19 protein-coding genes and 1 pseudogene are annotated in these 24,611 nt (G+C 41.6%); 7 read left to right on the plus strand and 13 right to left on the minus strand.

Annotated features, from left to right (window positions below; genetic code table 11):
• Window positions 1-68: 68 nt before the first annotated feature.
• The gene (locus ACTG2S_RS04525; protein WP_050555278.1) at window positions 69-437 is read right to left on the minus strand and encodes a putative zinc-binding protein; all 369 of its coding nucleotides are present in this window, start codon (window positions 435-437) and stop codon (window positions 69-71) included.
• Between the two features lie 63 nt (window positions 438-500).
• Window positions 501-1,082 (minus strand): flavin reductase family protein, encoded by a 582-nt coding sequence (locus ACTG2S_RS04530; RefSeq protein ID WP_160320685.1) that lies wholly within the window; start codon window positions 1,080-1,082, stop codon window positions 501-503.
• Window positions 1,083-1,183: 101 nt separating this feature from the next.
• Between ACTG2S_RS04530 and ACTG2S_RS04535 the strand changes: the two genes are divergently transcribed.
• Window positions 1,184-1,606 (plus strand): MarR family winged helix-turn-helix transcriptional regulator, encoded by a 423-nt coding sequence (locus ACTG2S_RS04535; RefSeq protein ID WP_050555279.1) that lies wholly within the window; start codon window positions 1,184-1,186, stop codon window positions 1,604-1,606.
• A gap of 564 nt (window positions 1,607-2,170) precedes the next feature.
• Here the strand turns inward: ACTG2S_RS04535 and narI are convergent.
• From narI to ACTG2S_RS04560, 5 genes are read right to left on the minus strand one after another with little or no spacing between them, the layout of a single operon-like run.
• Window positions 2,171-2,848: a respiratory nitrate reductase subunit gamma gene (gene narI / locus ACTG2S_RS04540; protein WP_042655830.1), complete on the minus strand. Its 678-nt coding sequence runs from the start codon at window positions 2,846-2,848 to the stop codon at window positions 2,171-2,173.
• Window positions 2,845-3,552 (minus strand): nitrate reductase molybdenum cofactor assembly chaperone, encoded by a 708-nt coding sequence (gene narJ, locus ACTG2S_RS04545; RefSeq protein ID WP_042024867.1) that lies wholly within the window; start codon window positions 3,550-3,552, stop codon window positions 2,845-2,847. Before narJ ends, narI begins: the two co-directional genes overlap by 4 nt.
• Complete coding sequence (gene narH / locus ACTG2S_RS04550) at window positions 3,549-5,087, minus strand: nitrate reductase subunit beta (RefSeq protein WP_042084597.1); 1,539 nt, start codon at window positions 5,085-5,087, stop codon at window positions 3,549-3,551. Before narH ends, narJ begins: the two co-directional genes overlap by 4 nt.
• 2 nt (window positions 5,088-5,089) lie before the next feature.
• The gene (locus ACTG2S_RS04555; RefSeq protein WP_042024866.1) at window positions 5,090-8,854 is read right to left on the minus strand and encodes a nitrate reductase subunit alpha; all 3,765 of its coding nucleotides are present in this window, start codon (window positions 8,852-8,854) and stop codon (window positions 5,090-5,092) included.
• Between the two features lie 38 nt (window positions 8,855-8,892).
• Window positions 8,893-10,308 carry a NarK family nitrate/nitrite MFS transporter gene (locus ACTG2S_RS04560; protein WP_042655832.1) on the minus strand — a complete coding sequence of 472 codons (1,416 nt, stop codon included), beginning with the start codon at window positions 10,306-10,308 and terminating at the stop codon, window positions 8,893-8,895.
• A 446-nt stretch (window positions 10,309-10,754) separates the two neighbouring features.
• Here ACTG2S_RS04560 and ACTG2S_RS04565 point away from each other — a divergent pair, with 446 nt between their 5' ends.
• Both ACTG2S_RS04565 and narL read left to right on the plus strand, forming a co-directional pair.
• Entirely contained in the window at window positions 10,755-11,903 is a 1,149-nt protein-coding gene (locus tag ACTG2S_RS04565; RefSeq protein ID WP_439982053.1) for a hypothetical protein, read from the plus strand.
• Window positions 11,904-12,390: 487 nt separating this feature from the next.
• Window positions 12,391-13,068, plus strand: coding sequence for a two-component system response regulator NarL (gene narL, locus ACTG2S_RS04570; protein WP_017408671.1), 678 nt, complete (start codon window positions 12,391-12,393; stop codon window positions 13,066-13,068).
• A 78-nt stretch (window positions 13,069-13,146) separates the two neighbouring features.
• Here narL and ACTG2S_RS04575 read toward each other — a convergent pair whose 3' ends face one another.
• The 4 genes from ACTG2S_RS04575 to norV form a co-directional block, all read right to left on the minus strand.
• Window positions 13,147-14,364 carry a 4Fe-4S binding protein gene (locus tag ACTG2S_RS04575; protein ID WP_439982054.1) on the minus strand — a complete coding sequence of 406 codons (1,218 nt, stop codon included), beginning with the start codon at window positions 14,362-14,364 and terminating at the stop codon, window positions 13,147-13,149.
• A gap of 108 nt (window positions 14,365-14,472) precedes the next feature.
• Window positions 14,473-14,814: a DUF1971 domain-containing protein gene (locus tag ACTG2S_RS04580; protein ID WP_411625858.1), complete on the minus strand. Its 342-nt coding sequence runs from the start codon at window positions 14,812-14,814 to the stop codon at window positions 14,473-14,475.
• 62 nt (window positions 14,815-14,876) lie between these two features.
• On the minus strand, window positions 14,877-16,046 hold the full coding sequence (gene norW / locus ACTG2S_RS04585) for an NADH:flavorubredoxin reductase NorW (protein WP_042024864.1): 1,170 nt from the start codon (window positions 16,044-16,046) through the stop codon (window positions 14,877-14,879).
• Window positions 16,043-17,524 carry an anaerobic nitric oxide reductase flavorubredoxin gene (gene norV, locus ACTG2S_RS04590; protein WP_017408675.1) on the minus strand — a complete coding sequence of 494 codons (1,482 nt, stop codon included), beginning with the start codon at window positions 17,522-17,524 and terminating at the stop codon, window positions 16,043-16,045. Before norV ends, norW begins: the two co-directional genes overlap by 4 nt.
• A 170-nt stretch (window positions 17,525-17,694) precedes the next feature.
• Here norV and norR point away from each other — a divergent pair, with 170 nt between their 5' ends.
• Both norR and ACTG2S_RS04600 read left to right on the plus strand, forming a co-directional pair.
• Complete coding sequence (gene norR, locus ACTG2S_RS04595) at window positions 17,695-19,221, plus strand: nitric oxide reductase transcriptional regulator NorR (RefSeq protein WP_139440978.1); 1,527 nt, start codon at window positions 17,695-17,697, stop codon at window positions 19,219-19,221.
• 73 nt (window positions 19,222-19,294) lie between these two features.
• Window positions 19,295-19,966, plus strand: coding sequence for a response regulator (locus ACTG2S_RS04600; RefSeq protein ID WP_439976490.1), 672 nt, complete (start codon window positions 19,295-19,297; stop codon window positions 19,964-19,966).
• A gap of 153 nt (window positions 19,967-20,119) precedes the next feature.
• Here the strand turns inward: ACTG2S_RS04600 and ACTG2S_RS04605 are convergent, their stop codons facing one another.
• Together ACTG2S_RS04605 and ACTG2S_RS04610 are read right to left on the minus strand one after the other, a co-directional pair.
• A complete protein-coding gene (locus tag ACTG2S_RS04605; protein WP_042084603.1) occupies window positions 20,120-20,563 on the minus strand; it encodes a CopD family protein in 444 nt (147 codons plus the stop codon).
• Between the two features lie 309 nt (window positions 20,564-20,872).
• On the minus strand, window positions 20,873-21,934 hold the full coding sequence (locus tag ACTG2S_RS04610; RefSeq protein WP_050070479.1) for a YeiH family protein: 1,062 nt from the start codon (window positions 21,932-21,934) through the stop codon (window positions 20,873-20,875).
• Window positions 21,935-22,033: 99 nt separating this feature from the next.
• On the opposite strand from ACTG2S_RS04610, the gene ACTG2S_RS04615 reads away from it, so the two are divergent.
• Window positions 22,034-22,909 (plus strand): LysR family transcriptional regulator, encoded by an 876-nt coding sequence (locus ACTG2S_RS04615; protein ID WP_080768715.1) that lies wholly within the window; start codon window positions 22,034-22,036, stop codon window positions 22,907-22,909.
• 382 nt (window positions 22,910-23,291) lie between these two features.
• Window positions 23,292-24,257 (plus strand): annotated as a pseudogene (locus ACTG2S_RS04620) (IS5 family transposase).
• Window positions 24,258-24,611 lie beyond the last annotated feature (354 nt).

The raw sequence follows: 24,611 nt of genomic DNA on the forward strand, positions 1-24,611 counted from the left end.
ATAGGTGGTACCCCATATCTATAGCCACGTATGAATAATACATACCGATAAATTTGAGGAGCAACCTCTTATAGAAGAGTTAATAACTGTGCGATCTCAAAAACAAGCCTATCCGCTTCATCAGAATCAAAATCTGTTTTCTGAAGTTTTTTGACTCCATGCTCATTCAATAAGACATGATTTGTAGGAGTGAGATTGTGAATAGCCAAACAACTTTTGACACATTGTAAAGGACATCCATCGATAGCAATGATCGATCTACCAGACTTTGCTATACGGACTAAATGCTTTACGTTTCCACCAACACCTGCAATGCAGGACATTTCTGCATCACCTCGTTTATCTAGCTGAATAGCCATATAGTTTGCCATCTGCGCTGCACTTGAACAACCAGAGCATGAATAAACCAATGGTAAAGAACGTAAACATTCACTCATAAAACATCCTTTAAAAATCATAGTCCCATGAAGATGCCCTTAATAAATAGGGCATCTGCGAAATCAATTATCAAATTTAAAGTTTCTACCAATAGCGCTGGTAATTCCGTGGTAACTCCTGAAATTATAAATCAGAGGGCTCCACAAATCCGCGTCAATAACGTCATCTTTTTTAAGTAAAGATGCATCTGCATGCACATGAGTGGCTCGCAATTCAACGATAGCAAAATTATTGCGCTTTGTTATATGTTCAACTACACACTCGACCTGAATTAAACATTCTTGGATACGAGATGGTTTAACGGTACAGGACGCCAGCTCTGTAAATCCACCAAGAGCAAATTTATTACCACAATAACTGAAACCTATCTTTTCAGATGGGACAGGATCCTTTCCGGTCAATTTGGCAATAGATTCAATTCTATCCGAAAGGTTGTCTGATGCAACATTCAATACGACTTCTGGACAATTCTCAATGTTTTCGATAGCCTTTGAATTTAGACTGAGGCCGATGACAATATTATTCGAAAGAGACCAACTCGATGATATTGGTGTAATGTTAGTTGTATCAGTATCATCGATGGTACTCAGTAGAATTACGGTGTTTCCCCAATAAAGTGATTTTGGGTGAACTTGCTTATGCATTGCCATCTCCTTTGTAACAGAAACACTACAAATTATATATCACAATGTGATATAATTGAACTTATTGTATTTCACCTAAGAAGTCAACAACCGAGTAAGCTATGTTAACAAAAGCTCAATTTGAGGCACTCTCTGAGTTTCGCTATCAGTTAAAGCGTTTTCTTCACTTCAGTGAAACTGCGGCCAAGGAGCTCGGGCTCACACCATTACAATATTTATCCCTCCTGCACATTCAAGGATACCCAGGGCGCAACTGGGCAAGCGTGGGTGAACTAGCGGAAAGGTTACAAATGAGTCATCACGCTACCGTAGCTTTACTTACGCGATGTGAGGAGTTGGATCTCGTTGAACGGCGGAAAAATGAAAATGACAAGCGCAAAGTAGATGTGCATCTAACAGATAAAGGGAGAGAATATTTACAGCAATTGGCACAGCAGCATAAAACAGAATTGCAATCGCTTCAAAATACTTTCCAAGTGGCACGTATTACAGCACTGAATGAAAACTATGATGCTGACCAATAAAAACCTTATTTACTAAAAGTATGAGCAAGTGAATTGCTCATACTTAATGGTCAGAATACTCTAGTCATAATTCACATTGAACTGTTTACAATAAAATATGACTTGTGAATATATTTTTTCGTGGTCTTCAAAAAGAATTAAGTCAATAGTTTCGTTATCAGGAAGTATATTTAGTACTCTAGAGCCAGGCTTGCTTTCAACCAACTTAATTAAAGTTATTTGGTGCCATGAGAAAAATAGATGTTTTTTATGGCAATGAAACTCAATGCCGCTGAAGTTCAATTCCAGTTTTACTTTCCTTGCTATACAAATGTATCTTATATCTATAAATGCAGTAATAATGAATATTAGCAATGAAAATAAAATGGTATTGCGATATAACTCTTCAGTTATTGGCAAACCGGTCACTTCGGATACCAACAACAGCAGTGTTGGCCAGAAAAACTGCAACAAAGAAAGGTTCGACTAACTTAGTCAAAAACTTTTTATTTGATACATGATATACCATACTACACCTGATAAATAGTAGTCGCAGTTTACACTGCGACTACTACCCTAATCATGTTACCGACGAGACCTTACGATCTGGATGCGTCTAGTTAAATATTCGAGCGGTACACTCCAAACGTGTACCAATCGACAGAATGGAAAGACAACAAACAAAGTCATACCTAAAATCATATGAATTTTGTAGATAAACGATACCCCTTCTAAATTTTTAGATGCCCCTGTTTGGAACGTTACAACATCTTGTGCCCAACTTACGAGCTTCATCATGACACTTCCATCAAGATGGAAAGCAGAAAATGGAATTGTCAGAAGACCAAGCGCTGCCTGGGAAACTAATAGCACTAAAATCAAAATATCCGCAGTCGATGATGTTGCTCTGATCCTTACGTTTGTCAGACGCCGCTTTAAGAGCAGATAACCACCGTACAATGTCATTGCACCAAAGATACCGCCAGCACACATCGCTATGAGTTGTTTTGCTTGCAATGATAAGAATGACTCATATACCCAGTGAGGTGTCAGCAAGCCAAAAAAGTGGCCGAAGATGATACCAAGAATGCCAATGTGGAACAGTCCAGATGCCAGCCTCATATTCGAGTTATCAAGCAACTGGCTTGATCCTGCTCGCCAAGTGTACTGCCCATAATCGTAACGCACCCAACTACCAAGTAGAAAAATGGTAACTGCAATATATGGGTATATATCAAAGAAGAAGCTATGAATATAGTTCATTTGTTTGCCTCACCAATTTCAAGGTACTGTGGTACGACTGCATTCTTAAATCGGTTGCTATGAATCGATTGAATTGAACTGGGACATGATTCTCCTCCTAAAAACTTCACCTGCTCTTCCTCCCAAACAGCATCTAACGCAGCGGGTGTTGCATCATCAGCCTCTTTCATAACTTGTGTGCTTATAAGAGCGCTATCGTACTCTGTCATGGATAGATCAATTAGAACCCCAAATAGAACATGATATTTGCTTTCTCTTTTGAGTAGCCTCTCTTTAAGCAACCCCAAGATCGGAGTGATAAAACACAACCCCTCTATAATTTCAGCGTTATTTCTTGTTGAAAGGTATTCCAAGTAAACAGGAAGAAAATCCGGTAATTCTCTTTTGTTAAGAGAAAATCCTGCATCTTCATATTGCTTAAGCAGGTCTACCATTGCTTGTCCGCGATCACGCGACTCACCATGAACATGCTCAAAAAGAAGCAGAGAGGTGGAACGGCCACGGTCGAAGATATCACAATATATTTCTTGGAATGAAAGTAGAGAACGATCAAACGCATATGTTACAAAATCACATATTGATGATTTTTGTGCCGATGTCAGCTCATTACATTCAGCTATGCAATCAAAGATTTCATCCTTGTTTTCCCACAGATCAATATCTGGGTAGTCCAAGAGGATTGATATGATCTTTAAAGATTTCATTTTTTATCCTCACTTGGATTCGTAGATACATTAATGGCATTAATTCTCTGGCTATTAAACAGGTTGTACTTAGTGTCGCTACCTTTACAACCATCACCAAAGCTAAAGCCACACCCTTTAGCTTCAGGAAATGCTTCTCGTGCTAGCTCGCGATGACTGGAAGGAACTACAAAGCGGTCTTCATAGTTAGCTATAGCCAAATAACGATACATTTCCTGCGCTTGGTGTTCAGTTAAACCAACCTGCTCTAATGCGCTGGTATCCACCTTTTTATCTACAGTTTCAGCTCGCTTATAATGACGCATTGCCAACATACGATTCAGTGCACTCTTAACAGGTGCTATATCGCCAGCGGTCAACAGATTCGCCAAATACTGTAAAGGAATTCGCAAGCTAGAAATATCTGGTAGAACACCATCATCACCTAAATAGCCTGCATCTTTGGCTGATTGGATAGGGGAAAGAGGTGGTACATACCATACCATCGGTAACGTGCGATACTCTGGGTGTAATGGGAGTGCAAGCTTCCATTCCATCGCCATCTTGTACACAGGTGACTTCTGAGCAGCATCTAGAACATTTTGAGTGATGCCTTGCTTTAAGGCTTCTTCAATGATAGCAGGATCATGTGGATTTAAGAAAATCTCCAACTGCTTGTTGTATAAATCCTTGTCATTTTCAGTTGATGCTGCTTGCTCAATACGATCTGCATCATAAAGGATTACTCCCAGATATCTAATTCGTCCTACACATGTTTCAGAGCAGACGGTTGGTTGACCAGACTCAATTCTGGGGTAGCAGAAGATACATTTTTCAGATTTACCACTTTTCCAGTTAAAGTAAATCTTCTTGTAGGGGCAACCAGTAAGACACATACGCCAACCACGACATTTGTCTTGGTCAATAAGGACAATGCCATCTTCTTCACGTTTATATATTGCCCCACTAGGGCAAGTAGCCACACATGCAGGATTCAAGCAATGCTCACAAAGCCGAGGGAGATACATCATGAACGTATTTTCAAACTGTCCATACATCTCCTTTTGGATGTGGTTGAAATTGTAGTCTTGTGAACGCTTAGTGAATTCCCCGCCCAAGATTTCTTCCCAGTTTGGGCCATTGTTGATCTTGTCCATACGTTGACCAGTGATCAGTGAACGTGGACGTGCTATTGGCTGATGCGCACCTTGTTTAGCATTATGTAAATGCTCATAGTCAAAGGTGAAAGGCTCATAATAGTCATCAATAGTCGGCATGTCAGGGTTGTTAAAAATCTTGGCTAAAACGCCAATCCGGTTACCCATTCTTGGAACGATTTTTCCATTGATATTTCGAACCCAGCCACCCTTCCATTTATCCTGATTTTCCCAATCGTTTGGATAGCCCACGCCTGGCTTGCTTTCTACGTTATTAAACCAGGCGTATTCCATTCCCTCGCGACTTGTCCATACGTTCTTACAAGTAACAGAGCAAGTATGACATCCGATGCATTTATCGAGGTTTAGCACCATTCCAATTTGCGCACGAATTTTCATTTTTACTTCTCCCCTGCCTTGTTACTGTACATATTGTCAGCCTGTGTATAGTCATTATTTTCGTCATCAAGCCATTTAACCTGATTCATGCGGCGGACGACAACAAACTCATCACGGTTAGAGCCCACTGTGCCATAATAGTTGAACCCATAAGCCTGATGTGCATATCCGCCAATCATATGAGTTGGTTTAGGACAGACACGAGTAACGGAGTTATGAATCCCACCACGTTGTCCTGTTATTTCGGAGCCTGGAATATTCACCAGGCGCTCTTGAGCGTGATACATCATTACCATTCCAGCAGGGACGCGCTGACTCACCACTGCACGAGCAGTTAATGAACCATTGATATTAAATGCCTCTATCCAGTCGTTATCCTCAATTTTTAGATCTTTAGCATCATCTTCACTTATCCAAACAATTGGCCCACCCCGAGACAGTGTAAGCATCAACAAGTTTTCGCTGTATGTTGAGTGGATACCCCATTTCTGGTGCGGAGTGATCCAGTTCAGAGCTTTCTCTTTGTTACCGTTACCCTTCTTACCCATAATATTTTTAATAGTCTGGGTATTGATTGGTGGTCGATATGAAATGAGACTTTCGCCAAAATCACGCATCCATTGGTGATCCTGATACAGCTGTTGACGACCAGTAATGGTTCGCCATGGAATTAGCTCATGAACGTTTGTATAACCTGCGTTATACGAGACATGCTCGTCTTCCAAACCAGACCATGTTGGGCTAGATATGATTTTTCTCGGCTGAGCCTGAATGTCACGGAAACGAATTTTTTCCTCTTCCTTGTTGATAGCAAGATGTGCATGTTCTCGGCCAGTCAGCTTACTTAATGCATTCCAAGCCTTAACAGCCACATGACCATTAGTCTCTGGGGCTAAAGTAAGAATTACTTCAGCCGCATCAATTGCAGTGTCAATCTTTGGCCGCCCAGCATTCGCGCCATCATGGTGTGTGTAGTTAAGTTTTTTAAGAAGGTCTACTTCGGTTTCTGTGTTCCAATTAATACCCTTGCCACCATTTCCTTGCTTATCAAGGAGTGGGCCTAACGATGTAAATCTTGCGTAGGTGTTAGGATAATCGCGCTCAACGGTCATTATATGTGGTGCAGTTTTTCCTGGAATGAGATCACATTCACCCAATTTCCAGTCTTTTACTTCAAACGCTTGGGCTATTTCTGCTGGAGAGTCATGCTGCATTGGCAATGTAACCACATCGGTTTCAACGCCAAGATGTCCTTTACAGAGCTCAGAAAACGCTTTTGCAATTGCCTTATAAATTTCCCAGTCGGATTTTGCTTCCCAGGCTGGATCTACAGCTGCTGACAATGGATGGATGAATGGATGCATATCCGAGGTATTCATATCATCTTTTTCATACCAGGTTGCAGTAGGCAACACGATGTCTGAAAACAGACAGGTACTCGACATCCGAAAATCTAGAGTCACAACGAGATCAAGCTTGCCTTGGGTTGGGGTATCTTTCCAATCAACTTCAGATGGTTTGCTATCACTGAATGAGCCGAGATCTTTTCCTTGAATGCCATGTTCTGTGCCCAAAAGGTACTTGAGCATGTATTCATGACCTTTACCTGAAGACCCAAGAAGGTTTGATCTCCAAATAAACATATTGCGTGGATAATGATCTTCGGGACACTCAGCAGCAAAACGAATACTGCCGTCCTTCAGCGAGTTAACCGTGAACTCTACAGGGCTTACCCCAAGCGCTTTTGCCTGTTCAGCAATACTCAGTGGATTAGTATTCAGCTGAGGGCTTGAAGGAAGCCAACCCAGCCGCTCTGCTTTCACGTTCATATCAATGAGATGCTTACTATATTTACTTGCATCAGCTAAAGGTGAAAGCAATTCTTGGGCATCTAACTTCTCATATCGCCATTGACTAGAGTGGTTATAGAAGAAAGACGTACCATTCATGTGGCGTGGAGGCTTTTGCCAATCTAGGCCAAATGCCAACGGTTGCCAGCCCGTCTGGGGACGAAGCTTCTCTTGCCCTACGTAGTGAGCCCATCCACCACCGCTCTGTCCTACGCAACCACAGAATACCAGCATGTTAATCAAACCACGGTAATTCATATCCATGTGATACCAGTGGTTCATGCCTGCACCAACGATGATCATTGAGCGCCCATGTGTTTTGGCTGCATTGTCAGCAAACTCACGAGCGATGCGGATAATCTCATCTTGTGGTACACCCGTTATTTTTTCTGCCCAAGCGGGTGAATATGCCTTCACTTCCTTATAGGTATGTGCGCTGCTAGGGTCATCAAACCCTCTTTCTACACCATAGTTAGCCACGGTGAGATCGTAGACGGTGGTCACAAATTCTTGGCTTCCATCTGCCAACACGATGGATTTAGCTGGAATTTTTCTTCTGATAACTTCTTCTAATTCAACAGGTGTGAAATGCTCACTTTCCAATCCACCAAAATATGGGAAAGCCACCTCAACTAAATGTTGAGGTTCCTTTATTCCAACAGACAAAGTGACTGGTGTCTTGGACTGCCCAGCGGTCTCTTCAAGATTCCACTTTCCATCCTCTCCCCATCTATAGCCAATCGACCCTTGTGGCGCGACCAGATCACCAGAAACCTCATCAATCGCTATGGTCTTCCATTCAGGGTTGTTCTGTTCACCTATGTTATTGACCAAATCTGATGCTCTCAGGAAGCGTCCTGCTTCATAGCTACCATCTGGTCGTTTGGTCAATCTGACCAACATCGGAAAATCGGTATATTTCCTTGCGTAACTAACAAAATATTCATTTTTATGTTGAACGTGGAACTCGTTCAAAATGACATGGCCCATAGCCAATGCTAACGCGCTGTCTGTACCTTGTTTGGGGTTAAGCCAGTGATCACAAAGCTTAGCTACTTCAGCATAATCTGGAGTTATGGCGACAGTTTTGGTGCCTTTGTATCTAACTTCAGTAAAGAAGTGAGCATCAGGAGTACGAGTCTGAGGAATATTTGAGCCCCAGGCTATGATGTATGAGGAGTTGTACCAATCTGCTGACTCTGGTACGTCTGTTTGCTCTCCCCAAGTCATCGGTGATGCGGGAGGAAGATCACAATACCAGTCATAGAAGCTAAGGCAAGAGCCACCGATGAGCGATAAATATCTTGCACCTGCGGCATAGGAAACCATAGACATCGCTGGAATTGGTGAGAAGCCAACAACGCGATCTGGGCCGTGCTCTTTTACGGTGTAAACGTTTGCCGCTCCAATGATCTCATTAACTTCATTCCAGGTGCTACGAACAAAACCGCCTCTACCTCGGGCAGCCTTATACTTTTTGGATACATTCTGATCGGAAGCAATCGCACCCCATGCTAGAACAGGGTCTTTGTGCTTACTTTTTGCGTCTCGCCAAAGTTCAATCAACGCTTTCCTGACCATTGGGTACTTCAGTCGATTGGCGCTGTACAGATACCACGAGTAGCTTGCCCCTCTTGGGCAGCCGCGAGGCTCATGGTTTGGGAGATCTGGCCTGGTCCTAGGGTAATCAGTTTGCTGCGTTTCCCATGTAACCAAGCCGTTTTTTACATAGATTTTCCAACTACATGAACCAGTACAGTTCACGCCATGTGTTGAGCGTACAATTTTGTCATGTTGCCAGCGGTCTCTGTAACCATCTTCCCAATCTCTGTTCGTATTGTACGTTTGGCCGTGTTCACCAGAAAACTTTTCACCTAATGTCTTTAAATAGTTAAACCTGTCAAGAAACTTGCTCATTTTACTGCTCCATATGCATATGCATTAATAGTAACATTCTATTTATTGAGTTCTTTTCCATATACAAACCATGTTATTAGCCCACAAATAACATAGAAGACTAAAAAAGCTTTCATCGCATTAATTGGTGTTCCGCTGAGAGCTATTGATAAGCCGAATGCGTTTGGAATAAAGAAACCACCAATTGCACCTATTGCTGAGATGAACCCTAATGCTGTTGCTGTATCATTTGCTGATTTTTTTAAGGCTTGAGCTTCTGAATCATATCGCTGTAGATTCCTTTTTATCATCATCCCCCTAAACAAAACGGCGATCATTTGAAATGTAGAACCACTCCCAACTCCTGCGCATGAGAACAAAGCCATAAAGACAGCTAGAAAATAGGTGAAGTTGCCATGCCCTGCATCTGATGGAAGAGTTGAAAACAAAAACGCAACTAACGTAGCCATTAAGCAAAAGCTAACAAAGGTGACTTTAACACCGCCCAGCTTATCTGATAAAACGCCACCAACTGGCCTCATCAATGCGCCGAATAATGGCCCTATGAAAGCATATTTCATTATTTCAATATCAGGGAATTGAGTTTTAGCGAGCATTGCAAACCCCGCAGAGAATCCAATGAATGAACCAAAGGCAGCCAAATATAAAACACTCAAAATCCAAAGATGTTTTTGTTTTAACACTACCCATTGCTCTTTAAACGAGGCTTTGGGTGCTGCAATATCATTCATAAAATGCCACGCTGCAATACTCAATATCAATATTACTGGTATCCATATTAAGGATGCATTGCTGAGCCATATTGATGCATCAGGATTTCCTTGACCTAAACCGAAAGGGCCAAAGATATTTACAGAAATTACGATAGGTACAAGCATCTGCATGACACTGACACCCAAGTTACCTAGCCCCCCATTTAAACCAAGAGCCTTTCCTTGTTGAGTTTTTGGATAAAACAAGCTGATGTTAGCCATACTAGATGCAAAGTTGGCACCACCAAACCCACATAACAAAGAGATTATTAGAAATGTTGAATACGGCGTTGTGGTGTCTTGCACTGCAATGGTCAACCATGACATAGGTATCATAAGCAACAAGGTACTGAATGCTGTCCATCTCCGGCCACCAAAAACTGGGATCACAAATGAGTAAGGAATCCGTCCTAAAGCTCCAGTAAGTGACGGGAGTGCAGTCAGCAGAAACAGCTGGTCTGTTGTAAAGGTGAAACCAGCTAAAGGCAAATTCATTGCTACTACGCTGAATATCATCCACACAGAGAATGAGATCAGTAGACAAGGGATAGATATCAGTAGGTTTCTTCTGGCAATATGAGAACCATTCTCAATCCAAAAGCACTTGTCATCAGGATTCCAGTCAACGAGCGTTTTGCTGTTATTTCTTTTATTTGTGTGACTGTCTTCACATCCATCTTTGTATTTTTGATATATGGACATTTTGCTCACCGGTAAGTGTTGGGGTACACAATGTCCAATAAACAATTTAAATGGATATTTTTTATTGACTTAGATCAACTGAACATATGTATTACAAAAGATGAATATTTCGATAACTACCTATTACAGGGGGGGCGGGTTGAAATTAACCACAACAAAATCATGCACTTAGCTTCAATAAGACTTTCTTTATCATGAGCTGGCTAATGTCTGGAATATTGTAGGTATTTACTTTGAGGTATTTTTATTAGGGTATCTAAAAGGTATAAACATCAGTAGTGACAATCTTAGGAAGTGTCAAATTCGTGAACATACTATTGAAGTATTGGAAGAAACTGTCTATTACAATTTCTATAACGTCAATTATATGTACACTATGCCTCATATCTATATTTAATATGAGTGCATCGATTTATTTGTCATCAAGCATCCAAGGGAATGCATATGTGATAAATAGTATTGGTTCAATTAGAATGAAAGTCTATGCACTCCTCTCAGGAACACTGTCTGTTGATGAAAAAGTGCAAGCGGTTAATAGCGTTGAATCAATTCTGCATGATCCTTTTTTTATTAATACGGCTGAAAAGCACAACCTTAATAAAGAATACATACAACTCAACAGTTTGTGGGATCCAAAATTAAAAAACATTCTTTCCCACTTAAAATCTGGTGATGTAGCAACACCATTAAGCATTAACCGCTCTAAAGAGTTTATTAGTTTGCTACAGAAGATAATCAAAAGCATTGAGAACAAAACAGAATCTAAGATCGTAGTGATTAATGGCCTTCAAAAAGCATCTTCTTTAATTGTTATATTGTTTTCCTTCATCGCAATTTATAGCTTAAATAAGCGTTTCTTTAGACCGTGGTCAAAATTATTGTTAATGGCTAAAAACATTCAGCATGGTGATTTTAGTTCAAAATTTGATTCTGAATCACATGATTACCGCGATGAGATGTGGCAGCTTGGCAATGCATTAAACAATATGTCAGAGGTTGTTAAGCATACCTACAGCGATCTGGAACAGATGGTAGCTGAAAAAACGCATAAACTTAACTTGCAGAATTTGCATTTAGAATTCCTTTATCGCAGTTGTAGATTATTTCAAAATCAAGAATTCAACTGCAAAGTTTTAGCTCCTTTCATGAAAGAATTAATCGGATACACTGGGGCTGGAAAAATAAAAGTATATATTCATGATCCACATAAAAATTCGGTCAAACATTTATACACCTTTGGTGAGAACGTGAGGCCATTACATTGTGCCTCTATGCGTTGCTCATTATGTATTAATAATGCAGATGTCACATCCCCTATTGAGAGTGAATATAATAATAGGTTATGGAACATTGGAGATGCGCATAATGATTATGGTTACATAGAATTTTTCTTTTCAAATGAAGTCACTATATTACATGATACAGAACAATTAATATTTGCATTTTGCAACTTGCTGTCTCAATCCTTATCTCTTTACTACAAAGAGCAACAACAACAACAACTATTATTATTTAAAGAAAGAAACACAATTGCTCAAACGCTTCATGATTCGATAGCACAGTCTTTATCATACATACTTAAAGATAAAGATTAGCCTTCTTCAAAGGGATCCAATCATCATTAGTTCTTCTCAGGTTGATAATGTTTCAGAGATGAGGTGTGAGTTAAATGAAGCTTACTCAAACATCAGAAAACTAATTTCTACTTTTAGAATTCCATATAAGAAAATCGAAACGTTAATTTTATTAAAAGATGCGATAGCAATATTTAATGACACATATGGTTTTAACATTAGGTTGGAATATAAAGATTTTTATGAAGACTATTCGCATGAGCAGGAAATACTCATACTGAACTTCTTCAATAAATTATTCGAATGTTTAAGGATAAGTATGCCTCCATCACGGATTGAGCTGCATATAAAATCACTAGCTGAATATGTCATTATCATCCTGAAGGGTGAAGCTGAGTTCGAGGATTCAATATCGAGCTTAGTTGTTTTTCTAAAATCAGAAAATATTTCATTCATTAATGAACGGACGCAAGTGAAAATTGATCTTCACGTAGTTTGAGGAACACACATGGAAAAAGCTTTAACAACCAACGCAGATGTTTTTTCAATTTTACTAATTGATGATCATCCTGTCCTACGGAGCGGGATTAAGCAACTTTTACGTACAAATCCCTTTTTAACTATTGTAGCTGAAGCCAGTACAGGACAAGATGGTGTTCAGCTAGCATTAGATTATGAACCTGACTTAATTTTGTTAGATCTTAATATGCCTGAGTTTAGTGGTATAGACACATTAAAGTCATTACGAGCGCATAATGTATCTAGCAGAATCGTAATCTTCACAGTATCAGATTATGAAGATGATGTTTCGGATGCTATCCTTGCTGGAGCAGATGGTTATCTACTCAAAGACATGGAACCTGAAGACCTGATTAGCTCGATTGAACAGGCGTGCATGGGAAAGCTTGTGATAAGCCCAAAACTAACTGCAATCCTTATTGAAAGTATGCAGTCAAGAAGAAAAAACCGCCTTAAAGACAAAAATCTCCAAGTGTTAAGCCATCGCGAAATAGATGTTTTGAAATTTATTGCTCAAGGCTTGCCTAATAAGGTTATATCAAGACGTTTATTTATTTCTGAAGGAACAGTTAAAGTTCATGTAAAAAACATTCTTAAAAAATTAAATCTTCATTCAAGAATTGAAGTTGCAGTGTGGGTTCATAATGAAAAGATTATTTTCGACTAGTAGTGATAACTATTGCGTTATTTAATCATTTGCAGAAATAAAGCGTCACCGAAAAGTGGCGCTTTAATAGCTATCACTCTAATGTGAAAGGCCAGGAAGGATTTCCAATAGATAACGGCGCTGTTCTAATGGTGTGTTGCTTGTCCAAAAATCGAAAATCACATGAGCTAGCAATGGAATTAATAAAAGTAAAACACACAACATTGCAAGTAGCGTTCTTGCAGAAATCTTTTTATTCGCAGTGCCAAAATGAATAGCATTAGCTTGTTTTGGGCATGCAGAGATACAAGTTAAACAGTTTGTACACTCAAGATTTCTGACTGATATAAGTTCATGAACCTGTATTCTTGATGGACATGCTCTACTGCATTTATCACAATCGTATCCCTTGCTTCGTAAACAGCTGCTGGAAGACCTGCGAATACGCAATGGTGTCAGAAGCCCCAGCAAGGAAAGCCATCCACCATAAGGGCATAGGTATCTACAGAAGCCTTGCTTGAAAAACATCGTGATACTTAATACCCAAACAACAAAAATACCTGATATAAAGTTCAAGTTGAAAAAGAAGGCTCCCATTTTCATGTCAGCAGCTTGGTGATACTGGCTCATCAAGTACCCTGGCAGTGCAACATTTGGAACAGCAAGAATAACTATGAACATCAGAAATGATAGAACTAGAAATTTCTGAGATTTGAGCAGTAGGTCTAACCATTTTGGCGGAGCCCACTCACCTGGTAGCAGCAAATTTCGAAAATGATGCAGCCATTCACCGACAAGCCCAAGCGGGCAAAACCATGAGCAGAAGGCACGACCTAAAATGAGTCCAGATAAGGAAATAATCAAGACTGTGATTGTTGCAGCTGGATGGTGGTAATCAGTAATGCCCAAACTCAACAACGCCCGCAAGCCAAGACCGCCCGCTATAGGTAGAAAGCCATCTACGATATCAGGTCTAGACAGCCAAGGTAGGTCACCCTGGTGGAGTTGAAAAATATAAACACCATACTGTATTGTTACAAATCCCCACGATGTAACTAAGAAATATCTAACTAAACTACGAAGTTGTTGATCTCCCGAATCATATAATACGGATATTAATTTATATCTATAAAGCATGCCAATAGCGACAGCAAGCACGATTAAACTACTTAGTGGTGGCTTGGCTGCTACCGTCAACCATACAGCAGCGGTTAGCATCAGGAACGGCAGCCAAGACCAACCTGAACGCTCATGCCACTGGAACAACAACAGATACACCAAGCCACTCAGCATGGTTATGGTTTCAATCCCACTCATCTAGCCAACTCCCATCGCAAAAACAGCCAATCATAAACAACATTACAGTTATTTATTTTGATCTGGATGGGCAGTTGGCCTAGTTTGTGGCGATGACAAGATTGTAATTTATTCTCTTGTCTTAATGAGTGGGGTGTCTGAGCTTACGTTTTCAGCCCAAAAATGGATATTGAATCTAGCATCTTCAGACAGTTCAACCCTGTGCCAATACTGAGGTGGGCTGGTTGCAAACTCTCCGGCTCGGATTACAAGCGTAATTTCAGGTATCTCCGCTGTTTCATCAGCAAAACCGTAATATGTTACCGTCCCCTCCATTACACATAACTGACCGAATACGCCAGCAGCTGTATTGTGATGGGTTAGTAGAGCATGTGGTACGTTTTCATTTGTAAAAAATGGGGTAGAGCGGCGAACAACCCAATGAGCGGGTATAATATGCAGTAGCGACATGTTTTATCCTCAATAGCCTATAAAATTAAGTAAGGCTGAGCATATGCTCAGCCAGCAATTATTCATCTAGAAAGAAGGCGTAGAAGTGGGAATGCAGCGCCCATTTGGTCTCCACCTACGACAAAGCCGCACATTTCACCATCCTCGCTGCGAGCTTCTGCGACCATTCCATTTTTATTCCACTTAAACTGCCATGAAAGGTCTGTACCTTTTGTTCTACCAGCTAACTGCAAAGGATATTGAAGTGTTTTTACCTTCACTAGCATTGGAGGAAGCGTTAGTGGTGTTGGCTTACCAATCAGAGTTTTAGATAATGCATTGGCACCGAGAACAATTGGCTGCAAAAAGGGGCGTAATTCACCTTTCCACTCAACGCAATCACCAAGCGCATAAATGTGCTCACTCGATGTTCTCAGGTATTCATCCACTACAATTCCACGCCTTACAGCCAGTCCCGCATTCATCGCTAAGGATAGATTCGGTTGTAGACCTATAGCTGAAATGACAAGATCCTGTTCACTGAAACTGCTGTCAGTGAGCTCTATCGTAAAGGATTCGTTGGCATCTCCTCTTTGTATCGACTTGATACCTCGACCAAGTTTTAGGTCAACCCCCTGCTCCCGTAAGGCTTGCAGTAACGGTTGACTCAATGCAGCTGGCATTAATGTACTTAGGGGGCTGTCCGCCAGATCTACAAGCGTCACAATTCGGTCTTGGCCCACCATATCCATAGCCAACTCACAGCCGATCAAACCTGCTCCGAGTACCATAATGCGTTTTGCATTCTTAATTAATTGTTCGGCATTGGCATAATCATTTTGGCTATTGAGGGTTACCATTTTATCCGAGTTGGGAACGGGAGGCAGTATAGAACTGGCCCCAGTTGCCAGCACTAGCTGGCCATAAGAAAAATCGCCATTATTTGTGTGTACCATTTTGTTATTCGGACTAATGCTATGCACAATCGTATTAGGTGACAGAATGATACGTTGCTGTTCAGCAAATTGAGCCCCCGTCAACTTTGTCATTGCGCTGGCGGTGTAACCACGACTGACCACATGACTCAAGTCCGGTTTGTTATATTCATTGCCATTATCAGCGGTAATAAGACGGATCGGTCTTTCACCATCTAATTTACGCAAGCTTTTTACCAACTGCTGAGCGGCAAAGCCGCTACCGATGATGACTATATCCTGGCTGGAACCAGCATAATGCTCATTTAATGCGCTCATACACATGCCTCCACTGCGCATGGTTCGAATACCTCCTTGCCGATGCCGCAGCCAGGGCAAAGGAAACTCTCCGGTACAAGGCTCCAGGGAGTGCCAACCGCAACCAATTGATCCGGTTCACCTAAGGCGGGGTCATAAACCCACTGGCAGACTGTGCAAAGCATTGCTTGCTCATCGTCTACTCCGGCTACAACTGACTGGGTGGTCTCCTCTACAGGGGAGATATCAACAGTGAATGGCACTTGATGGGCTGCTTTTTCTGGGCGAGGCACCTCAATAGGATGTAACGCCCATTGACGAGCGAGCTGGCGTCCATGCTCGCGGCATTCTGCCAGTGCAGAACCATCTGGTCGCCATTTGGCTTTCAGAGAGATGCTGATATCAAAGCCTGCATCCATCAATCGGGTCTGGATACGATCTACTGCACCACCAGTCCAGCCGTAACTGCCGAATGCAGAAGCACGCTTGTTTCTAAAGCGCAGGCCAGTTATCTCCTCCAGCATGCCTGCCACCTTAGGCATCATGACGTTGTTCATTGTGGATGAGCCCACGAGTATTCCCTTGGAGCGGAACACTTGTGTCAGGATCTCGTTCTTATCGTGGCGGGCTACGTTGTAGATCTTGACTGCGACCCCAGGGTCAACTTCGTGAATACCCTGTGCGATGGCATCGGCCATCATACGGGTGTTGTTTGACATCGAGTCATAGAACAGGGTGATACGATCTTCTTGGTAGTGGTCTGCCCACTCCAGATACTTGAGAATAATTTGGGTCGGATCCTCACGCCAGACAATACCGTGGGAGGTTGCCACCATGCTTACTGGCAGGTTGAATCCAAGCACCTCTTTGATTTTAGCTGTCACAAGTGGGCTGAATGGGGTGAGGATATTTGCGTAGTACCGTTGGCACTGCTCCATCAATTCGGTTTGATCTACTTCGTCATTGAACAGATGCTCATCACAATAGTGTTGACCGAAGGCATCGTTAGAAAACAACACTGCGTCCTCAGTCATGTAGGTCATCATGCTGTCGGGCCAGTGCAGCATAGGTGTTTCAATGAACACCAGCTGCTTGCCATTACCGATGTCGAGACTGTCGCCTGTTTTGACTGGATGGAAGTTCCATTCAGGATGATGATGGTGTCCCGTGATTGAGTCGATAGCGTTGTGAGTGCAGTAAATCGGAGTGCCTGGGATACGAGCCATCAATTCGGTCAGTGCCCCTGCGTGATCTTCCTCAGCATGGTTGATCACCACATAATCGATAAGGTTAAGGTCGATCTCTGCTGCAAGGTTTTGAACGAACTCTCGGCTGAACTTATGATCGACTGTATCAATCAGCACGTTCTTCCCTTCACGGATGAGATAGCTGTTGTAGCTCGTCCCCTTGTTTGTCTTGTACTCAGTACCATGAAAATCTCGAACTTCCCAGTCCCGTTGGCCGACCCAGTGAATGTTGTTTTTGACATGAATGGTCATCTGGCAATTCCTCAGTATGTAATAGTTGGTATTTCTTGATATCAACTATTGCAGCTAACATGCCAACTCATAACTCATTGTTTTTATGAGGCTTAGTTTATTTTCTTGTTAAAATGACATAGTATTGATATTGTTTAAATGACAGCATTAATGTCATTTGGACACTAACAATGATTTCGACAGACAGTTTGGCTCGTATTGCTATAGACATACAGCTGGGGATTTCACATCAAGACAGATTCCACCGCCTTATCCAGAGTATTCGCAGCCTACTGAACTCAGATGCGTCAGCCTTGCTACGGTACGAAGGAGGCCAGTTCATCCCGCTCGCCATCGATGGCTTAATGCAGGACGTATTAGGACGCCGTTTCGCCATCAAGGAGCACCCACGCATGGAGGCAATTGCCCGTGCTGGTGACGTAGTACGCTTTCCGGCAGATAGTAGCTTGCCAGACCCCTATGATGGCTTGATCCCTGATCATGCAGAATTTAAGGTGCATGCTTGTGTTGGTTTACCTTTGTTCTCCGATCAAGTCTTGATTGGTGCATTGACCATCGATGGAATGAATCCTGCCCAGTTTGATGACATTAGCGATGAAGAGTTGCGTCTAGTTGGTGCGCTAGCGGCAGCGGCGTTAAGTAACTCATTACTACTAGAGCGTTTAGCTCGCCAGAGCAGTGAGCCATTAATACCTTCAACACCAACAGGTGCAGATAGATTCGAGATAATCGGGCATTCTCAGGCGATGCAGCAGCTAAAGCATGAGGTAGATATAGTTGCTAACACTGATTTAAACGTCCTGATTTTGGGCGAAACGGGTGTAGGTAAGGAGTTAATAGCAAAAGCAGTACATCTTGGCTCGCCACGGGCAGATCGCAAATTGGTATATCTCAATTGCGCAGCACTACCGGAATCCGTAGCAGAGAGTGAATTATTTGGACATGTGAAGGGAGCGTTTACAGGCGCTATTCATAACCGTGCGGGTAAATTTGAATTAGCGGATAAGGGCACGTTGTTCCTGGATGAAGTTGGTGAATTATCCTTATCATTGCAGGCAAAATTGCTACGTGTCATTCAATATGGAGACTTGCAGCGCATTGGTGATGATACCCCACTGAAAGTCAATGTACGTGTGCTTGCTGCAACGAACCGAGACTTGAAGAAAGCAGTCATCGATGGCAAGTTTCGAGCAGACCTCTATCATCGCCTGAGTGTTTTCCCTATACATGTACCAGCCTTGAGAGATAGAGAGGATGATATCTCCTTGTTGGCTGGCTACTTTTGCGAGTGCTGTCGAGTGAGTATGGGGTTAGAGCAACTGCGGATCCAACCTCAAGCACTGCATCTTTTGAAGGGCTATGACTGGCCTGGTAATGTGCGCGAACTGGAGCATGCCATTCATCGTGGTGCCGTATTGGCTAGAGCAGAGCAACGAAGTCCGGTTCTGACGCTTGCAACCCATCATTTCAGTATAGCTATGCCACCAATGCCTCAATCTAGTATAAGCCCTGCCGAAAATATTGATGGCTTCACCACTAACCAAATGGGTTTGAGAGCGTCAACTGATGCATTTCAGTCTGCGCTAATTACGAAGGTGCTAGCAGATCATAATGATAATTGGGCTGCAACAGCACGAGCCTTAGATATTGATTGTGGTAATTTACACCGCCTAGCCAAGCGGTTGGGACTGAAGTAAATATCAGTATTTTTTACATTTTTGAAATTTCGATTTGAAATCAGAGCATTAATAATATAATAGAGCCCTAGTTATGGATAACATTGAATCAAACAGATCACCATCGCCACTAAAAACTTTATTGATTGATGATCATTCCATTCTACGCAGTGGAATAAAAGAGCTTTTATCTACAGATCCTGACATTAAAGTCGTTGCAGAAGCAGGTGATGGCCAACAAGGGCTAGAGCTGGCTATTACTTACGAGCCGGATGTAATAATATTAGATCTTGATATGCCCATACTGAACGGTCTTGAAACGTTAAAAAAAATAAAGGCACATGGGCTGAAATGCAAAGTCATAATTTTCACATGTTCCGACCTTGAAATGGATGTAATTGAGACTTTCAGGGCAGGAGCAGATGGATATTTGCTCAAAGACATAGAGCCATCTGATTTTATAATGTCAATAAGATCAATTTATTCTATTTCATTTGTGGCGAGCCCTTCAATATTAAAGATTTGTAATTCAGATCATTATATTAAGCAATCAAAAAAAGCAGCTAACTCGATAAATTCTTTAAGCCATAGAGAAATAGATGTGCTAAAGCTTATGTCAAACGGCTTTTCAAACAAGCTAATCGCTCAAGAATTATTTATATCTGTAGGAACAGTCAAAATTCACGTGAAAAATATACTAAAAAAATTAAGCTTGAAATCAAGAGTGGAAGTGGCAGTGTGGGCACATAATCGAACTATAAACTAGGTGTATGGGATAGCCCCCTATATTTCCTATAAAATATCACATCATATGTATGCCTTGTATTGGGTTAAGAAGAAATCACCACTTGGCATACATAATATTATGCACCTAAGTGATGATTTATCTAACATTGCTTTTATTAGTTTCATTATAACTTTAATACAACCATCCTGTTCTGAATGAAACGCCTACAAAAACGAATAGGATAGATATGATTGTCACTGCTCGAATGTGCCATCCCATTAAAGCTAAATTAGACTCATTTAAATTCGGAATTACACGAAATCTAGCATTTATTGCAAAACAGGTAGTGAGTGTAAGTAATGCCAATTTAATGAGAATAACATTTGTAACCCTGTTATCAATGTTAAACCAATTTAGTACATCACTCTCAATGTTCAATGCCAGGTAAATACCCGTGACTATCTGCGTTATTAAGGCAGGCATTCCAATTCTCTCGTATACAGATTCAAAGTCTAGTAATATTTTCGTTGACGATTCCTTTAGTGCTTTAGGGAGAACTATTAGAGCGAGTATAATATGCCCGCCAGTCCAGATTGTTGCACCTAAAATATGCAAAAATAACGCAACTCCATGCATGTCAAACACCTTCGATGTTACACATTAAATTGGCATTCAGGATGTTCATTAAAGCACTTTTTGCTAATGATTTCTACTAAAAAAAATTCAGTAGTTAGTAACTGATTTAATTAAAATCACAGTAAGTGTGATGCATTATTATTGATGCTCTACATCACAATGCAAGATGTCTCTGAAAGATACATCTTGCATTTGGATGCAATGTATTTAATTGCACTCTTGATTTATATTTTTATATGATGGGAAAAATTTTTATATTAAAGTGGGATTACATTATCAAATGAGATCTTTGCCATTTTCTTTTAATATTCAAAATAAAATTAATACGGCTAGATTTATAAAAAAACCACCTACACAAAGGAATAGAAATAGTATGGCAGCAAGAATCAAAGGTTTTACACCCGCTTGATGTATTGCACCAATGTGAGTACGTAATCCAAGAGCGGCCATAGCCATTGCAAGCAATATACTGTCGATATCAATCAAGTAATTGACAATGTGTGGAGGTATAATGTTAAGGGAATTTATTCCACTGGCGACAATAAATAATACCGCAAACCATGGTATAGTAATGCTATTGCTTTTATGGGACGTATCATGAGTCTCTTTACCGATGCATGTAGATAATACTATTAAAAATGGTGCGAGCATCATGACACGAATCATCTTAACAATCACGGCCGTATTTGCTGCATCCTCGCTGACACTACGGCCTGCTGCCACTACCTGTGCGACTTCATGAATTGTTGAACCAGCAAACATGCCGTATTGTTCAGCACTTATATCTAAATAGGGATAAATTAGTGGGTATAGAAACATAGCAATAGTTCCAAATACAACCACCGTAGCAACAGCAACTGAAACCTTATGAGCTTGGCCCTTGATCACAGGTTCAGCAGCCATTATCGCAGCTGCACCACAAATGGAACTTCCTGCACCAATTAGCATTGTTGTCTGTTTATCAAGTCTTAATAGTTTTGTTCCAATATAATAAGCCAAGATAAACGTACAGCTGATCATTAATATGTCTATGATAATTCCTGCCCAGCCTATCCCCTCTATTTGCTGGAAGGTTATTCTGAAGCCATAAAGAACAATGCCAACTCTAAGTAATTTATTTTTAGCATAATCTACACCTATAGCAGTATGATTTGCTACACGAGGGAAGAAGGTGTTTCCAATAAAAATCCCAAATACAATAGCCAAAGTAAGCGCACTAAGGCCCATATGAGTTGCAACATCCAGTTTACTAGCTAAAATACTCATTGCGGCAATTATCGCTACGAGTATGATGCCTAGCCACCACTGGTAGCTTTTTAGGCTACTTTTCAAAAACGAATTATTATCATGTACAACAGACGAATGAGGCATTGAGTGGTCTTCTATACTTATTTACTGTGTTATAGCATTATATGCCTTGATAATTGATAATAAAAATACATAATAATTAACAATGGATAACCTACAGTTATGGTTATAAACCTACACCTTTTGCGCATTTTTTATACGGTTTCAAGTGAGGGCGGTTTTTCCAATGCAGCCACACATCTTTGTATTAGCCAGCCAGCGGTATCAAAAGCAGTTAGTGAGTTAGAGCGTCAGATAGGGCTTCCATTACTAGAAAGAGGTTCAGGTAGAAGCCGAAAAGGGATTCATTTGACTGAGCATGGGCAAGTGCTATTTGACCATGCGCATGCAATATACATGTTAGAGCGTGCTGCCATTGATGATATGCAAGCCAGAATTGGAATGAAGAAAGGGCGCTTGACAATTGGAGCAAGTAGCACAATTGCTGGGTATTGGTTTCGACCATATTTATCAAAACTTATACAACGTTTTCCTGATATTGACCTAAAGATAACTACGGGAAATACGCAGTATATAGGACAGCAGTTATTAGACTGTCAAATCGATATCGGATTGGTCGAAGGAACACTGAGTGATCCTCGCCTCTTATCATGTCATTGGCATGATGATGAGCTTTGTCTTATTACATCCCTAACATCAGATACATATGAACATGATTGGGCACAACACACTTGGTTGTTAAGAGAACCTGGTTCAGGAACGAGAGAAGCAACAGAGTTATGGTTAGAAAATCAAGGCATTATCCCTATACGGTGCATTGAATATGGTAGTACTGAAGGAATAGTCAGAGCTGTTGCTGAGGGACTAGGAGTTTCGCTGGTGTCTTCTCGGGTGGTGCGTGAATCAGGATATGCTGATGATGTTTCTGTTATGCCTATTTCTATTAGATTTCGCCCATTATTTATCGTTTTATTGAAAGACAGGCCGATTTCTCCTCTTGTAGAAAAATGTTATAATATCTTGATGAGTCAAAGTTGATATGTAATCTTCAAGCTAATAAGCGTTGTAGAATTTCCTACTCTATCTGCGTTGACGATTTTTCTAAAAGAAATAATCTATCGCATAAAGAAATCCATATTTCAATCCAAGGTGTGATTTGAGCAGGAATATATAGTCATTACTGCTATTTCAAGATCTTTTAGGTGGTTTTTTAGCTTCATGCGGACTGTAACATCTAATATGATATAAGTAGATATGTATACTTATTGGAAAGCTGCTTATAGATACTAATTTTCTATAGCTTGCATTTCTAGACTAATTCCATGTCTTAAATTCAGTATCACCGCACTTAAGGAAGGTGCGAACAAGTCCCTGATATGAGATCATGCATGTCATCTGGAGCCATGGAACAGGGTTCATCATGAGTCATCAACTTACCTTCGCCGACAGTGAATTCAGCAGTAAGCGCCGTCAGACCAGAAAAGAGATTTTCTTGTCCCGCATGGAGCAGATCCTGCCATGGCAAAACATGGTGGAAGTCATCGAGCCGTTTTACCCCAAGGCTGGTAATGGCCGGCGACCTTATCCGCTGGAAACCATGCTACGCATTCACTGCATGCAGCATTGGTACAACCTGAGCGATGGCGCGATGGAAGATGCTCTGTACGAAATCGCCTCCATGCGTCTGTTTGCCCGGTTATCCCTGGATAGCGCCTTGCCGGACCGCACCACCATCATGAATTTCCGCCACCTGCTGGAGCAGCATCAACTGGCCCGCCAATTGTTCAAGACCATCAATCGCTGGCTGGCCGAAGCAGGCGTCATGATGACTCAAGGCACCTTGGTCGATGCCACCATCATTGAGGCTCCCAGCTCGACCAAGAACAAAGAGCAGCAACGCGATCCGGAGATGCATCAGACCAAGAAAGGCAATCAGTGACACTTTGGCATGAAGGCCCACATTGGTGTCGACGCCAAGAGTGGCCTGACCCACAGCCTAGTCACCACCGCGGCCAACGAGCATGACCTCAATCAGCTGGGTAATCTGCTGCATGGAGAGGAGCAATTTGTCTCAGCCGATGCCGGCTACCAAGGGGCGCCACAGCGCGAGGATGTGGACTGGCTGATCGCCGAGCGCCCCGGCAAGGTAAGAACCTTGAAACAGCATCCACGCAAGAACAAAACGGCCATCAACATCGAATACATGAAAGCCAGCATCCGGGCCAAGGTGGAGCACCCGTTTCGCATCATCAAGCGACAGTTCGGCTTCGTGAAAGCCAGATACAAGGGGTTGCTGAAAAACGATAACCAACTGGCGATGTTATTCACGCTGGCCAACCTGTTTCGGGCGGACCAAATGATACGTCAGTGGGAGAGATCTCACTAAAAACTGGGAATAACGCCTTAAATGGCGAAGAAACGGTCTAAATAGGCTGATTCAAGGCATTTACGGGAGAAAAGATCGGCTCAAACTGAAAAAATGAAATGACTGAGTCAGCCGAGAAGAATTTCCCCGCTTATTCGCACCTTCCCTAAAGTAGCGTAAACAAGACACCGGTTTGAGGCCGGTGTCAGGTGATAACTAGATCTGTACAGCTCCGCTCAGTTCACTTGTCGCCTGACAGGGGATCTCCTGTTGGGACTTGCCCATCTGACTCTCTAGGTTGGTTGAGTCAGAGGATCAGCTCCCCGGATTCGCTGAAAATTTCGGATTTAGTCAATAACCCACTAAAATTCCACA

This window comes from Aeromonas sp. 82P (genome assembly GCF_051919365.1).
Taxonomy (GTDB): domain Bacteria; phylum Pseudomonadota; class Gammaproteobacteria; order Enterobacterales; family Aeromonadaceae; genus Aeromonas; species Aeromonas veronii.

Coding starts and splice junctions, on each gene's coding strand:
- ACTG2S_RS04555 (WP_042024866.1), bottom strand. CDS start 8,854: ATGAGCAAGTTTCTTGACAGGTTTAACTATTTAAAGACATTAGGTGAA.
- ACTG2S_RS04580 (WP_411625858.1), bottom strand. CDS start 14,814: ATGTCGCTACTGCATATTATACCCGCTCATTGGGTTGTTCGCCGCTCT.
- narL (WP_017408671.1), top strand. CDS start 12,391: ATGGAAAAAGCTTTAACAACCAACGCAGATGTTTTTTCAATTTTACTA.
- ACTG2S_RS04530 (WP_160320685.1), bottom strand. CDS start 1,082: ATGCATAAGCAAGTTCACCCAAAATCACTTTATTGGGGAAACACCGTA.
- narI (WP_042655830.1), bottom strand. CDS start 2,848: ATGAACTATATTCATAGCTTCTTCTTTGATATATACCCATATATTGCA.
- norR (WP_139440978.1), top strand. CDS start 17,695: ATGATTTCGACAGACAGTTTGGCTCGTATTGCTATAGACATACAGCTG.
- ACTG2S_RS04600 (WP_439976490.1), top strand. CDS start 19,295: ATGGATAACATTGAATCAAACAGATCACCATCGCCACTAAAAACTTTA.
- ACTG2S_RS04610 (WP_050070479.1), bottom strand. CDS start 21,934: ATGCCTCATTCGTCTGTTGTACATGATAATAATTCGTTTTTGAAAAGT.
- narH (WP_042084597.1), bottom strand. CDS start 5,087: ATGAAAATTCGTGCGCAAATTGGAATGGTGCTAAACCTCGATAAATGC.
- norW (WP_042024864.1), bottom strand. CDS start 16,046: ATGAGCGCATTAAATGAGCATTATGCTGGTTCCAGCCAGGATATAGTC.
- ACTG2S_RS04525 (WP_050555278.1), bottom strand. CDS start 437: ATGAGTGAATGTTTACGTTCTTTACCATTGGTTTATTCATGCTCTGGT.
- ACTG2S_RS04575 (WP_439982054.1), bottom strand. CDS start 14,364: ATGAGTGGGATTGAAACCATAACCATGCTGAGTGGCTTGGTGTATCTG.
- ACTG2S_RS04535 (WP_050555279.1), top strand. CDS start 1,184: ATGTTAACAAAAGCTCAATTTGAGGCACTCTCTGAGTTTCGCTATCAG.
- narJ (WP_042024867.1), bottom strand. CDS start 3,552: ATGAAATCTTTAAAGATCATATCAATCCTCTTGGACTACCCAGATATT.
- ACTG2S_RS04605 (WP_042084603.1), bottom strand. CDS start 20,563: ATGCATGGAGTTGCGTTATTTTTGCATATTTTAGGTGCAACAATCTGG.
- ACTG2S_RS04560 (WP_042655832.1), bottom strand. CDS start 10,308: ATGTCCATATATCAAAAATACAAAGATGGATGTGAAGACAGTCACACA.
- ACTG2S_RS04615 (WP_080768715.1), top strand. CDS start 22,034: ATGGTTATAAACCTACACCTTTTGCGCATTTTTTATACGGTTTCAAGT.
- norV (WP_017408675.1), bottom strand. CDS start 17,524: ATGACCATTCATGTCAAAAACAACATTCACTGGGTCGGCCAACGGGAC.